Here is a 13,819-nt window from a genome sequence, read left to right on the forward strand (position 1 = left end):
GGGAGGCTCGGATCAGGTGGTCAGGCGATTTTCGCATAACCGGGACTTGTTCGGAGATTCCCTAACCCCTTTAACTTAGTATCACGAGCCGACTCCAGGGCCCACTCACCGACCGTCATCCTATCAACTGCTGCAATAAACGCGGCGCAGGTCGACATGCTCCAGTCGAAAGGTGAACTCACCAAAGGCTGTTCACGCGCTAGCCAGATGCCGGTTCTCAAAATAAAGCTATAGTTACTTTCTCGAGTGCGGGGACGCAAGGTGGAGGTGTCTCGCCATCGACGACACCATCGCGCCCAGGCAGGATCGATACCCTCAATACTTTTTTCACGCCAACTCACGTAGCCGCGCATGCGCAATGGCTTTTCCAAAATCCCAAGTGCGGCGAGTCCGTGTGAAACTTTTCCAACCAACCTTGCCACACCGTCGCTTCGATGCGCTTGGCCTTTTAGCAAAAGCGCCTCGGTGAAGGTTTCAAGACGGGGGTCGCCGTTTTCCAACATCAGTGCACCGAGCACACTGGTCACGAATTGGTCGAGGTGACGGGCCTTATACCCCAGCGATTTTAACTCCGCGCTTAAACGAGCATGTTCAGATTCGAATATCTCGTGTCCAAAAATAAATGATGCGTAAATTGCAGATTGGCGAAATTTAGCAATGCGTTGAGGCGTATGGAAACCGCCCAGATGGTAAGCGACTGTAGCAAGATAGGGACGAGAACCGGCACGGGTGTTAAGCAAAGTGAGCCATTGCGTTTCTGACCAGCACCAATAAGGCATACCGGTTTTGCTGACCTGCCAAAGAATGGCCGCCACTGAAGGAACGGCTAATCGATCCGAAACACCGCTGTGGGCGACGAGGTCAATCAAGGGCTTTATAAGCGTAAGCATTATCGATCGCAGATAGGGCCAGTCGGAACGGCAGAGATGATTCGAGAGTACGGTGCGCTCCAGATCCGACAATTCCTCTTGACGCTCATAATGATCCACATCAAATGGCACGTAGCTCATGGTCAATAATGCTCCCGTGACGATTACTCCGACTTGAAGAGTTCAGCGAACAGTCGGGCGTCCAGACTACCCACCGAATGCGCCAATCTTGCAGTCAGGTCCGCGCCCGACAGGTGCACATAAATCAAGGTGGTCTTCGGATCCCGGTGACCTGCATAGGCCGTCAACTCATGCAGTTTCCACCCCGCACGAGCCAAATGCGTGAGTCGCAGATGACGAAAAGTGTGTGTGCTAAGGCATGACAGATTTGAGTCTCTGGCCCATCTTTCTACCGTTTTACTCCACGTCCACCGCGTGAGTGCCGAACCTCGATTGCGATCAGACTCGGATCGAAACAGGGCTCCTTTCGACCGACCGGCCAGACGAAGGGCATGAAGATGCGTCCCAAGTATCGGCGCAATGTCAGGGCTGTAGCACACGACACGGCTGCGTCGGCCTTTGGTCGTTTCTGCGCGCACTGAAATGAGTCGATGGGCGAGATCCAGGTCTTCGATTCTCAGGCCCACCAGTTCGGCACGACGGAGCGCACCGCAGTACGCCAACGAGAGCATAAGTCGATCACGAATAGACGACCTGGCCGCAATGCTGAGAAAGTAACGCCACTGCTCATCCGTGGGGATGTCGGGCAGCTTTATCAGGCGAGGCACCAGCCCTCTCACAAACCCTGAATGTCCAGGGATCTGACACAGGCGGCCGTGCTGGCCGCGAGGTACCGGATTCTGTGCGCAACGCCCCTGAAACACCAGGTGGTCGTACCACAGGCGGATCGCGGTGAGGCGCTGGTGCAAGGTCGAGTTCGCCACCGCGTTTTCTTGCCCGGGCAGTAGCCGACGGATGTAGAGCGTGACTTGCTCAAATGTGATGGATTCAGCCTCCAGACTGGAGGCCTCGCAGTGGAGCAGGTAGTGCGCTAACCCCCGGCCATACGCCTCCAAGGTAGCCGGCGCTCTTCCCAGGTTCCCGAGCAGTTCCAGCCATTCCTGAACGCTAGGGTAGCGGTGAAGCACGTGCTCATAAGAGGCAGTAGAGGCCATGGCCAATCCCCCAGAACGTCGACAGAATAAGCGTAGCCCAGAAGCATTCCACCTAACTTACTACAGTGCATAGTTGCCAGAGTCGTTGATCGGCATACCGTCTACCGACATGCCGACCTGATCGGAGTTGAGGCCGCGCATGGTAAAGCGAAAGCCCGACAGGCCGGTGGCATCTTCACTGGAGATATTCAGGCCCGGCGTGTACTTGAGTTTATCGATCGCGTTACCTGTTGCGGTCTGCTTGTCGAGCGCCTCCTTGGTCACCGTGGAGCGCGCCTTGATGCTCTCCTCCTGAACCATGTAGCCACCGCCAACCGTCGCCTTCCCTTGTACGCCAATGGTGCCGACGTCACTGGCACTCGAATCAGCCATGGCCATGCCGTGGCTCATGCCAGCGGCGACCAACGCAAGGTGAATTCTGGAAAGCTTCATCACTCTGTTCCTTGTCAGTGCTATTGCACGCTGTAGTTGAAGGTGGCGGTGAAGCGCTGTTCGCTACGCCCGCCGAAGGCTTGCTCGGGAAACGGTTTGACTTGCTTGATGCGTCGCAGACTGTTGGCTGCTGCGCGGTTGAGCAGCATGCTGGACGCCTGGGTCTGAATGCCGGAGTCCAGCACTCGCCCCTGGCGATCAACCAATAACCACACCACCACTTCGCCGCTCGGACGCTCCAGTGAGGCCTGGCGTCCGGTCGGGTACTGTTTGTAGCCATCCAGATCGTTACGCAGCCCTTTGAGGTAGCCGCCTTCGAGGCCCTGCGTGTCTACTTTCGGCTGCGCCGGTGGCTGAGGCGGCGCGACGGCAGCGCTGGCCACAGGCTTACTGGGGGCCTGGACCGGCTCGGCGGGCTTTACTAGCGCCGGGGCTGGCTTGGGCACCGGTTCCGGGCGCGGCTTGGGTTCCGGCTTGGGCTTGGGCACGGGCTTGGGCACAGGTTTAGGCATGGGCTTGGGCGGTGGCGGAGCAGGCTCGGCGTCTTCGCTTTCCACCACGGGCGGCCTTGGTGGCGGCTCTTCAGGCTGAACCGGAAGCGGCTCGGTCGGCACCACGGGCTCTGGCGCTGGAGGCTCAGGCTCGATCAACGCCAGCTCCACGGCTGACTGGTCATAAACCGGCTCTACCTTAAGGGCCCGCGTCTGCACCCCCATCACAATCACGATGAGCGCCACCAGCGCTGGCAGGCCTGCGAGCCACTGACGTACACGAAACAGGACATACATGGTCAGGATTTACGCGTGGCAATGGAGACCGAGGTAAAGCCACCCAGACGCAAGGTGTCCATGATCTCGACCAGACGTGCGACCTCAACGCCCTTGTCACTGTTGACGATAATGGTGGTTTTAGTATCGGGCTTTTCCAGCGCCTTCAAGGCAGGCACCAGAGCCTCGACTGTGGTCGCCTTGCCATCAAGCTGTAATTCGCCGTTGAGGCCCAGGGTCAGGATCGATTTGTTCTGCGGCTTGAGCTGCTGTGAACTGCTGGCGCTCGGCAGCTGGGTTTTCATCCCCAGAGCCGGAATCACGTTCAGGCTGACCAGTACGAAAAAAACCAGCAGAAACATCATCACGTCGATCATCGGGATCAGTTCGATGTGCGCCTTGCGTTTTTTAGGTTCGTCCCACGTTCTCATACCATCCGCCCTTCTTGTCAGAGGCCGAGAATCTAGCAACCGAATATGACCGATCAGTTAGGTTTACATGACTGTTACATGGCCTTTGTAAGCTCTTTTGATGGCACTAAAATGTTTCTCGCAGCCGTCATAAAAACGCCATGGAAACGCGGCAATTCTTGAGTATTCAACTCAACGGAAAACCCGGGATGCGTCTCGATATGCCCAGTATCCGCAGCTCACGACTATTGCTCTGCCCGTTGCGAGCCGAGCAGTCCAGCGCCTTGTCGCGACTGGCTGACGACCCCGTGATTGCGAACATGACGGCCACAGTCCCCTCGCCCTATACCCTGGAGCATGCACAGGCGTTCATTGCCGATGCACCGGAACAATTCGCCGCTGGACGAACATTGAGCCTGGGGGTTCATGCCCAGGAAACCGGGGAACTGACCGGGGTCGTCTCACTGCGCCTGTCAACCTCGCATCGCAGCGGCAACCTGGGTTACTGGATCGGTGCCGATTACCGAAATCAGGGCTACACCAGCGAGGCGGTGCAGGGTTTGCTGATGCATGGCTTCACCGTCATGAACCTCAACCGCATCGCCGGTCAGTGCTTTGCCGACAACATGGCCAGCGCCAGGGTGCTGGAGAAGTGCGGACTGTCGTATGAAGGCTGTATGAAAGAAGCATTTTTGAAGAACGGTGTTTTCAAAGACATGTTGCTGTTCGGGCTGTTGCGCTCGCAGTACGAACCAGCAGAGGCCGCGCAATGACTGACTTCAATCCGGATCGCCGACGCATCATTACCGGCGTGGCCGGTGCCACGCTGCTATCGATCCTCAGCCCGTTTGCCCGCAGCGCAGGTGTCGATTATCCGTTCACGCTGGGCGTGGCATCCGGCGACCCGCTGCCTGACGGCTTCGTGATCTGGACACGCCTGGCGCCACAGGTGATGACAGCCACGGGCGACGGCGGCCTGAAAAAACCCGTCGAAGTACGCTGGAAAATCGCCAGCGATGCAGCGATGACTCGCGTCGTACGTACGGGGCAAGCGACCGCTCAACCGCGCTTTGCTCATTCAGTACATATTGAAGTGGGCGGTTTGCAGCCTGGACGTCCCTATTGGTATCAGTTCGAAAGTCTGGGCGCGCAAAGCGCCGTGGGTCAGGCCTGCACTGCGCCGCTGGCAACCGCCATGGTCTCGGCACGGTTCGGCTTCGTGTCGTGTTCACATTGGGAGGCGGGATATTTCAGCGCCTACAGGCACCTGGCTGCGGAGCGACCTGACATGGTGTTCTTTCTCGGCGACTACATCTATGAAATGAACGTTTCTCCCACAAACATACAGTTCCCGCGCCGCCATGCCACCTCAGACCCGATGGACCTGGCGGGCTATCGCAACCGATACGCGCAGTACAAGACCGACCCTGACCTGCATGCGCTGCATGCCTGCGCGCCGAGCGTGGCCACCTGGGACGATCACGAAGTACAGAATGACTACGCGGCGCAGTGGTCCCAGGACCCGAATGTTCCGGTGGACAGCTTTCTACGTCGCAGAGCCGCCGCTTATCAGGCGTTTTACGAGCACATGCCCTTGCGCGCGAGCAGCCTGCCCAAAGGACCGGACATGCGTATTTACCGGAACCTGGACTATGGCCGCCTGGCACGTTTCCATGTACTCGACGGTCGGCAATATCGCTCCGAACAGGCATGCATCCAGGCCAACGGCAGCCGTCGAGGCTACGTAGCGCCCAGCGACTGCCCGGATCTGAGTGACCCGAAACGCACCATGCTCGGCTGGGAACAGGAAGCCTGGCTGGACCGCAGCTTCGCTGAATCACCTGGACAATGGAATGTCATTGCCCAGGACTTGCTGGTCGCTCCACTGGAACAGCGCAATCTCAAAACGCAGGCGCTGGGCCACTGGACCGACGGCTGGGACGGCTACGCGGCGACCCGCGAGCGCATGCTGGCATCCCTGCAACGCCAGCAGACCCGCAACCCGGTGTTCTGGGGTGGCGATATCCATTCGTTCTGGACCACCGACCTGCACGCCGATGCGGGCAATCCGGACTCAGCCGTCGTCGCCACTGAATTCGTCGGCACCTCGGTGACATCCAGCGGACCGCCATTCGACGCCTTCAACAGCATTCTGGGGCTCAACCCCCATGTGAAGTTCTTTGACAGCCGCCAGCGTGGCTACGTGGCGGTGGACCTCAGCGAGCAGCAGATGCTGACCCGCTTCCAGGTGGTGTCGGATGTGCTCGACCCCGCTGCCAGTGTGTCGACGCTCAAACGCTTTGCGGTGGAGGCTGGCAAGGCCGGGGCGGTTTCTGGGTAGGCGATTCGTAGGGAGGGCAGCACTTGGGACAGTATCGTCCACTGTGAAGAGACAGTAAAACGCGCGTCAGGCGCTTTTTCCCTTTCCGGTGAGCTACTAATCTGAACCCACGTTGAACGCCACACCTCACCTACCCAAACGAAAGGACTTGACCATGAAAAACGCCCCTTACAGCCGCCTGAACAAAGATGACGCCATCGTGCTGCTGATCGATCATCAGACAGGCCTGATCTCGCTGGTACAGGACTTCACGCCGAACGAGTTCAAGAATAACGTCCTGGCCCTGGCTGACCTGGCCCGCTTCTTCGAACTGCCGACCATCCTCACCACCAGTTTCGAACAAGGCCCCAACGGCCCGCTGGTGCCGGAACTCAAGGCCATGTTCCCCGATGCGCCATACATCGCCCGTCCAGGCCAGATCAACGCCTGGGACAACGAAGATTTTGTAAAGGCGATCAAGGCGACCGGCCGCAAGCAGTTGATCATCGCCGGGGTAGTGACTGACGTGTGCGTGACCTTTCCGACCCTGTCGGCACTGGCTGAAGGCTTTGAAGTTTTCGTGGTCACCGATGCATCCGGCACCTTCAACACCACTGTCCAGCAAGCCGCCTGGTCGCGTATGACCCAGGCAGGTGCGCAGTTGATGAACTGGTTCTCGGTGGCCTGTGAGCTGCAAGGTGACTGGCGCAACGATATCGAAGGGCTGGGCAACCTGCTGTCCGAGCGGATCCCGAACTACCGTAACCTGATGAACAGTTATTCGGCACTGACTGCCCGGTAGAGGCCCTGCGTCAAATCAACTCCCACGTATCATTGGCCTGCCTGCAGAATGTGTTCTCCTGCTTTTCAGTGGTGCCACCGTTGGCTTCCAGGCTTACAGAAAGCGGTCGACAAGTAGTCTCGGCCGCTGTTTTGCCAGAGGGCAAGGAAGAGATTGAGCCCAGATCGAATGCTTCAGTCTCTTTGCTGGCCGACACATTCATATCATCGAACCTGACTGCAGCAAGCCTCTTTCTGGTATCGGCATCGGACTGCGTCATCACGTAGTCCTTGTGCACGTAGCCCACGGTCACGCCCTTGCGCCCCACCAGAATCCAGTCACCGGTAGAACCCACGGCAGTGAATTGCGTATTGCCCGGCAGGCTGCCCACCTTGTCAGCGTTCATGTTCGGTGCAGAGCGCACGTTGAGGGTAGACCGGGTGACATAGGGTTGATTGATAAGCTTCATCGACGGCACGCCCTGAATGTTGGGCGTGCGTTTGACATCGATGGTCCGGACCGCCTTGAACTCCGGGCCTGGCGTGATCCGGGCGCTTGCATTGGAGTGATCGGAACGCCAGATGGCCGTGGGCTGCGCTACAGGAGTTGCGGGCTGACTCAGAACTTCCTGAGTGCGCAGCGCCAGTGCGTGTTTATCCCTGTCGTCGAGCAACTGACCGATGCGGTTACCAATATAGCCGCCGATGCCTGCAACGATCAGCGCGGCTGCGATCTGACCGTTACCCTTGCCCATCGTTGCACCGACCGCCAGACCGGCGATACCGCCGATCACAGTACCCGCCTGTTCCTTGCTGATGCCCATCTGCGCGCATCCGGTGACTGAGGTGGCGATGCTTACCGCCAGAATTGATGCAACGAATTTCTTGCGCACGGGGCTTGCTCCCTTTTGAAACGTTTCACTCGGCGTCGAGCAGAGGTCTGGTCAAGTTGTACAACATGGCTTCTGCAGACATCGCCCAATGAAAGACACCGGCCATGAGGGTCGGGCCGGCCTCGATGTCCTTGAACGCAGTGCGATAGCCTGGCGATTGAATGATTGCGTTGCCGGCGAGCAATGGAACCATCACGATCAGGGCCACCGCTGCCGCTCTGACGGCGACAAGCCTCTTCTGTATGAACGCGCGCTGCTCGACGGTCGACAACAACAACCCGACGATATTGAGCGCGCCCATGAAAAGACCACTCAGCAACGACCAGGGTACGAACCACATGTTTTTGAGGACGCTCAGGCTCTGTGCGCCATGCACATCAGTGCGCGCAACGTCGCTGGCCATGTTGCTGGCGATGCCATTGAGGTACGTGTTGAACTGATTGGGCGTGACAAGCAGGTCCATTCCTTCCACGTAGAGCGGGCCCAGGACCTGACGCGCCATGCCGCGCCATGCCGCGCACCTGCGCAGTGTTGGCCATCGCCTGACGGGTACGCAGGCCTGAAGGCATCGCCAACGCGTAGTCTTCGGCGCTCGGCGGGTCCTGTTGCAGGGCTGCGTTCGGGAGGGCAAGCGGTTTGCGTTTATTGCCCGCTACGCCAGAGCGCCGCAAGGCTTCTACCTTTGCGTATTCACGGGCGATATCGTCAAAGACCGGGATGACTTCCGCTTGCAGCCGGCTGTAGAGCCTATCGGCGTTGCGTCGGGTATAGCCCTTGAAGACGGTTTGGGCGAAGCCCTGAAAATTGTGGCCAATCTGCTCGACGTACGAGCCCTGAACACTCATGAGTACGCCAAGATTGGCGATGAAGGCCTTGCCCTCGCCCTTGTCGCGATATTCCTGATAGGGAATGCCGGGTATCTGCACCGAATCGTAGAGCAGGCCTTTTTTCGTCACGTAGGCGTAAAGGCTGTAAACCCGCAGATCGGCCGGAAACGCTTCAGCAATCGCGTCCGGGACCACACCCTGAACCCACCAGGTCAACGGGGCCAGTACCACGGTACTGAGCAGGATGGAGCGCATGAGATGCTGCTGATGTCCCCATTTCCCATGAGCCCAGATACACAGGCGCCAGGCCGCCAGGCACACGCTCACTGCGGCAAGGCTCTGCCCGTATATTTCCAGCGCCTGCAGGTTTTTGAGGGGAATATCGGCGCCAGCCTTGTTCAACAACTCTGCGTTGAACAGCAAGCCACCGATCAGGCAAAGGGCATTGAGAACGGTAAGTACAGCAAGCAGCATCCAACCAATCCTTGTCAGAGTGGAACCAGTGATTCACAACACTTGAGTGCGAAGGTGATCACTGACCAACTGCGGCGCATTCTGCCTGCCGTCCAAAAATGATGCCAGAGCTATCAGGTGTTGCCGGTCGTCCGTGCCCTGCAACACCTGAAATACCGACAGTGACGTCAGCTGCTACTTCAACTGATTGGCAAACCGACCCACTGCGCCTACCACCTGTTTGGCCCCCTCCTGAATCTCGACGATCACCGCGCCCGCCTCGTTGGCCAGCAAAAGACCCTGTTCCGCCTGAGTGCGGCTGTTGGCCATGCCGCGTACCGCCTCATCGGCCAGCGACTGGTTTTGCTGCACGACGCTGACGATCTCTTCGGTCGCGGCGCTGGTGCGGCCGGCCAGTTGGCGGACTTCATCGGCGACCACGGCAAAGCCCCTGCCCTGCTCACCGGCGCGCGCGGCCTCGATGGCGGCATTGAGCGCCAGCAGGTTGGTCTGCTGGGCGATGCCGCCGATGGTCTGCACGATGGAGCTGATCAACAGAGACTGCTTGCCCAGTGCTTCGATGCCCGACGATGCCGACTGCATCTCTTCGGATATCTTGCGCATGGTCTGCACAGTGTTCTGCACCACATCCGCGCCGCGCTGGGCGCTGACGTCGGTCTGCTGGGAGATTTCAAACGCCACGCTGGCCGCCTGGCTGACTTCATCTTCGCGGGCGACCTGATCGGTCACCAGCGTGGCGAACTTGACGACCTTGTAGAGTTTGCCCTGAGCATCATGAACCGGGTTGTAAGTAGCCTCCAGCCAGACCTCACGCCCGCTGCTGTCGATACGTTTGAAGCGCCCTGCGACGAACTCGCCGCGGTTGAGCATCGCCCAGAACTCCCGGTACGGTGCCAGTGAAGTTTCAGCCGGATCACAGAACATGCTGTGGTGCTTGCCCTTGATCTGCGCCAGGCTGTAACCCATGCCACGCAGAAACTGATCATTGGCCGTGAGCACGTGGCCGCCAAGATCGAACTCGATCACGGCGGTAGAGCGCAGCAATGCCTGAATGAACGCAGAGTTCTCGGCAGCGGTCTCGACGGTCTGGGTGATGTCCGACCCGTAGCATTGCAAGGTCACCAGTTTGCCCTGGTCATCCAAAACCGGCTGCCACATGGCACGAATCCACACCAGACTGCCGTTGGCATGCAGAAAACGGTAGTTGTCGATCACCGACTCACCTTTCTGCACCGCCAGCTTGAGGTTACGGTAGCAATCGAGCTGTTTGACGTAGGACGGCACCATCTGGTCCAGATCCTTGCCCAGCAACTGGTCGGTAGAATAACCAAGCGCCCTTAAGAAGTTGTCATTGGCATGGACGATACGGTTGTTGGCGTCCAGACTCAGCGACACCATACGCGCGTCCATCCCTTTCTGCATTTGCCGATACATCGATAACTCGGCGTGTTGTGCCTGTAATTCCTTTTTCAAGCGAGTGTTGAACATGACGGCACCAGTAGTGGGTTGTACGTATGTATCGGCCTAAGCGTAGACGGGATTAAGGCGTTTCGTCTGATGATGGCAGATTGAATTGATGTGGGTTCCCCGCATAACCGGGGCCTGCAATTGCGGAACCTTGAATGGGCAGGCTGATAACGAATGTGCAAGGCGAAACAAAATGCAGGAGCCATAGGTCACAACGGGCTGACCAGCTATTGCCTGCTAGACTCACTTACTTGCAGCAACGCCATTAAGGACCCTCAATGATGCGACGCATTCTGATCACCGGTGCAAACGGTTTTGTCGGGCAGATGCTGTGCCGTAAGCTGCAGCACGCCGGGCACCATATTGTTGCATTGGTGAGCCCTGACTCTCCCCGCTCCGCTTATGCTGCCGAATCGCTGCATTGTGACATTCGCGACGCCGCTGGCCTTGAGCAAGTGGTGTCTCAGGCAAATCCCACTCACGTTGTGCATTTGGCGGCTATTACGCATGTGCCTACCAGTTTCCAGGACCCTCTGGCCACCTGGCAAACCAACGTCATGGGCAGCGTGAACCTTCTACAGGCATTGCAACGCAAGGCCCCTCAGGCATTTGTGTTGTTTGTCAGCTCATCGGAAGTCTACGGCGAGGCATTCAAGCAGGGTATTGCGCTCGACGAAAACAGTGTCTGCAAACCCATGAATCCCTATGCCGCCAGCAAACTTGCCGCCGAAGCGGCCTTTCATGAGTACTTTCGTCGTGGCCAGAACGGTATTGTCGTACGTCCGTTCAATCACATTGGTGCCAGGCAATCGGCTGATTTCGCGACCGCGTCATTTGCTCGTCAGATCGCCTTGATAGAAGCAGGCAAGCAAGCACCACAGTTGAAAGTCGGCAACTTGCAAGCGGCGCGAGACTTTCTCGATGTGCGTGATGTGTGCAATGCCTACGTCGCCCTGCTGGACATGGCCACCAGGCAGGAAGCCTATCCTCAATGCCTGAATATCTGCAGCGGCGAGCCCGTCCGTATCGAGGCAATACTGAGTCAGCTCATGGCACTGAGCTCAGAGAGGATCGATGTGATAAACGATCCCGAACGAATGCGGTTATCTGACATCCCCTGCGCGTTCGGTGATAACTCCGCTATCCAGAAAGTCACTGGCTGGACGCCCACCACAACGCTGCAGTCTACACTCACAACACTGCTGAATTACTGGCGCGATGAGATAGCTGCAACGGCTTGAGCTACCGGTTTTATGCGTGAGGGGCGTTGCGATCAACAACGCCTGAAACACCCACCCTACACCTACTAGAGTATGAAAGAGGGACGCTTAAAACGATGTTCCCTGCTGGTTACGCTTCAGATCGGCATCCACCATCAACCGGCATAGCTGCTCGAGACTAGTGTTCGCTTCCCAGCCAAGCACCTTCCTGGCTTTTTCAGGGTTGCCGATAAGCAGCTCCACTTCAGAGGGGCGATAGAATCTTGGGTTAACTTGAACAAGGGCTTTGCCCGTGGCCGCATCAATGCCCTGTTCGTTCTCTGCGCTACCTTTCCACTCCAGGTCAATATCGACAGCCTTGAAGGCCATTGCCACAAAGTCTCGAACGGTTTCGGATCGATGGGTGGCCAGTACGAATGAGTCGGGCTCATCAGCTTGCAGCATGCGCCACATGCCTTCGACATACTCCTTGGCAAAACCCCAGTCACGTCTGGCATCCAGATTGCCTAATTCCAGAAGTTGTGACATACCCAGTGAAATACGTGCGGCAGAATCGGTAATTTTGCGGGTGACAAACTCTTTTCCCCGCAGAGGAGACTCGTGATTGAACAGAATGCCGCTGACACCGAAGATCCCATACGACTCCCGATAGTTGATCGTCATCCAGTGCGCGTAAAGCTTGGCCACACCATAAGGACTGCGAGGATAGAACGAGGTGCTTTCGACCTGTGGGACTTCTTGCACCTTGCCGAACATTTCAGAAGTGGACGCCTGATAAAAGCGTATTTTCGGGTTCACTATGCGTATCGCTTCAAGCAGGTTGACTGCGCCCAGGCCGGTAATTTCAGCAGTCGTTATCGGCTGGTCGAAGGAAACACCAACAAAGCTCTGCGCCGCCAGGTTGTAAATCTGGGTGGGCTCGGCTTTTTGCAGCAAGCGAATACTGGCACTCAAGTCAGTCAGGTCGTGTTCAACAAGGTGCAAATTCGGATGGCTGGCCACGCCAAGTTCTTCAAGACGCCAGAAGTTGACCGAGCTGGTACGGCGGTAGGTGCCGTAAACCGTATAACCTTTTTCCAGCAGCAACTGAGTCAGGTAAGCGCCATCCTGGCCAGTGATACCCGTGATAATTACAGATTCTCTAGGTGCATTCATAAATAGGGGATTCCGGTCCGGGCTGACGCGACTTCATTTATTACGCCGAGGTGCATTCATGACGCTCGGCACGCTCGCTTCGAAGGCAACCCACAGCGCTTGAGTCGAAGCATATGATCACTATAGATGCGGAATCTGATGTGCAAGCAGTCATTTTCAGTAAGTTATGTTTGCGAGCTGCTCCGAACAAATATCAGAACAGGATAAGTAGGCCGTGCGGTTTACCACTCTCACCGTGCGGTTACCCTAGGGTCTGTTCCCGTTTCACATTGGCAGCCACAGAAAAGCGCAGGCCATTGCTATGACGCTTTCATAGTTTCTCTTGAGTTTGTCGAACCGAGAAGCCGCCGCCCGGAAATGCTTCAACCGGGCAAAGGCGTTTTCTACGAGATGTCGATTGCGATATAACCCTTTGTCCAGATCTGCGTTCCCTTTCAGAGAATTGCGCTTTCGTGGAATCACCACTTTGCTGCCTTGCTGCTCGACCTGAGCGCGTATCGCTTCAGTGTCGTAGCCCTTGTCCGCAATGATCACTTCTGCATTGGGCATCTTGGCAATCAACGAGGCCGCCTGCGAACAATCATTGGTCTGGCCTCCGGTCACGTCAAATGCAATGGGCAGCCCACAAGCGTCTACAGCCAGGTGAATCTTGCTGGTGTTACCGGCTCGGCTTTTTCCGATGGCCTGGTCCTGCGTGCTGGCAGCACCTGCACTGTGCTGATGAGCCTTTACATAGCTGCCATCAATGAAAACCCACTCCATGTCAGGATCGGTCATCAGCACCTCAAGCACCTTGACCCACTTGCCTGAAGCAGACCAGGCATTGAACCGCTTGTAGACCTTGCTCCAGTTTCCAAACGCTTTCGGCAGGTCTCGCCAAGGGCAACCCACACGCATGCGGTACAGCATGCCTTCAACCGTGGTGCGCAAATCTCGCTTGTTGTAGATCGATTCGTGCAGCAAAATTTCTCGAAGCTTCGGCCAGTGCTCATCACTGAGCATTAATCGGGGCATTGCAGGCTCGTATTGG

At 57.3% G+C, this 13,819-nt stretch carries 14 protein-coding genes and 2 pseudogenes; 4 read left to right on the forward strand and 12 right to left on the reverse strand.

Annotation, left to right across the window (positions count from 1 at the left end; genetic code table 11):
• Positions 1-20 precede the first annotated feature (20 nt).
• The 5 genes and pseudogenes from AC4ANK_RS24360 to AC4ANK_RS24380 form a co-directional block, all read right to left on the reverse strand.
• On the reverse strand, positions 21-1,010 hold the full coding sequence (locus AC4ANK_RS24360) for an integrase (RefSeq protein ID WP_460385135.1): 990 nt from the start codon (positions 1,008-1,010) through the stop codon (positions 21-23).
• A 23-nt stretch (positions 1,011-1,033) separates the two neighbouring features.
• Positions 1,034-2,044 (reverse strand): tyrosine-type recombinase/integrase, encoded by a 1,011-nt coding sequence (locus AC4ANK_RS24365; protein ID WP_031596629.1) that lies wholly within the window; start codon positions 2,042-2,044, stop codon positions 1,034-1,036.
• Positions 2,045-2,107: 63 nt separating this feature from the next.
• Positions 2,108-2,476: pseudogene (locus AC4ANK_RS24370) on the reverse strand (Plug domain-containing protein); the annotation flags it as partial.
• A gap of 20 nt (positions 2,477-2,496) precedes the next feature.
• Positions 2,497-3,264, reverse strand: a complete 768-nt coding sequence (locus AC4ANK_RS24375; protein ID WP_044423823.1) for an energy transducer TonB family protein — start codon at positions 3,262-3,264, stop codon at positions 2,497-2,499.
• A gap of 2 nt (positions 3,265-3,266) precedes the next feature.
• On the reverse strand, positions 3,267-3,674 hold the full coding sequence (locus tag AC4ANK_RS24380) for an ExbD/TolR family protein (protein WP_002552107.1): 408 nt from the start codon (positions 3,672-3,674) through the stop codon (positions 3,267-3,269).
• 188 nt (positions 3,675-3,862) lie between these two features.
• Between AC4ANK_RS24380 and AC4ANK_RS24385 the strand changes: the two genes are divergently transcribed.
• From AC4ANK_RS24385 to ycaC, 3 genes are all read left to right on the forward strand, one after another.
• Positions 3,863-4,426 (forward strand): GNAT family N-acetyltransferase, encoded by a 564-nt coding sequence (locus AC4ANK_RS24385; protein ID WP_002552106.1) that lies wholly within the window; start codon positions 3,863-3,865, stop codon positions 4,424-4,426.
• Entirely contained in the window at positions 4,423-5,994 is a 1,572-nt protein-coding gene (locus tag AC4ANK_RS24390; RefSeq protein WP_460384289.1) for an alkaline phosphatase D family protein, read from the forward strand. Before AC4ANK_RS24385 ends, AC4ANK_RS24390 begins: the two co-directional genes overlap by 4 nt.
• 154 nt (positions 5,995-6,148) lie before the next feature.
• Entirely contained in the window at positions 6,149-6,775 is a 627-nt protein-coding gene (ycaC, locus tag AC4ANK_RS24395; protein ID WP_005777887.1) for an isochorismate family cysteine hydrolase YcaC, read from the forward strand.
• A gap of 10 nt (positions 6,776-6,785) precedes the next feature.
• Here ycaC and AC4ANK_RS24400 read toward each other — a convergent pair whose 3' ends face one another.
• The 5 genes and pseudogenes from AC4ANK_RS24400 to AC4ANK_RS24420 all read right to left on the reverse strand — a co-directional run.
• A complete protein-coding gene (locus AC4ANK_RS24400) occupies positions 6,786-7,646 on the reverse strand; it encodes an SH3 domain-containing protein (protein WP_460384287.1) in 861 nt (286 codons plus the stop codon).
• Between the two features lie 25 nt (positions 7,647-7,671).
• Positions 7,672-8,109 (reverse strand): hypothetical protein, encoded by a 438-nt coding sequence (locus AC4ANK_RS24405; protein WP_223216189.1) that lies wholly within the window; start codon positions 8,107-8,109, stop codon positions 7,672-7,674.
• Positions 8,024-8,947, reverse strand: a complete 924-nt coding sequence (locus tag AC4ANK_RS24410) for a hypothetical protein (RefSeq protein WP_002552101.1) — start codon at positions 8,945-8,947, stop codon at positions 8,024-8,026. The genes AC4ANK_RS24405 and AC4ANK_RS24410 overlap by 86 nt, the downstream gene beginning before the upstream one ends.
• 174 nt (positions 8,948-9,121) lie before the next feature.
• Positions 9,122-9,676, reverse strand: coding sequence for a methyl-accepting chemotaxis protein (locus tag AC4ANK_RS24415; RefSeq protein ID WP_369812071.1), 555 nt, complete (start codon positions 9,674-9,676; stop codon positions 9,122-9,124).
• A 42-nt stretch (positions 9,677-9,718) separates the two neighbouring features.
• Positions 9,719-10,435 (reverse strand): annotated as a pseudogene (locus AC4ANK_RS24420) (PAS domain-containing protein); the annotation flags it as partial.
• A gap of 260 nt (positions 10,436-10,695) precedes the next feature.
• Between AC4ANK_RS24420 and AC4ANK_RS24425 the strand changes: the two are divergent.
• On the forward strand, positions 10,696-11,655 hold the full coding sequence (locus AC4ANK_RS24425) for a GDP-mannose 4,6-dehydratase (protein WP_002552099.1): 960 nt from the start codon (positions 10,696-10,698) through the stop codon (positions 11,653-11,655).
• Positions 11,656-11,742: 87 nt separating this feature from the next.
• Here AC4ANK_RS24425 and gmd read toward each other — a convergent pair whose 3' ends face one another.
• Positions 11,743-12,789, reverse strand: a complete 1,047-nt coding sequence (gene gmd, locus AC4ANK_RS24430; RefSeq protein ID WP_002552098.1) for a GDP-mannose 4,6-dehydratase — start codon at positions 12,787-12,789, stop codon at positions 11,743-11,745.
• A gap of 264 nt (positions 12,790-13,053) precedes the next feature.
• Entirely contained in the window at positions 13,054-13,803 is a 750-nt protein-coding gene (locus tag AC4ANK_RS24435; protein ID WP_460382697.1) for an IS5 family transposase, read from the reverse strand.
• Positions 13,804-13,819: the final 16 nt, after the last annotated feature.

The organism is Pseudomonas sp. Pmew2 (assembly GCF_058129885.1).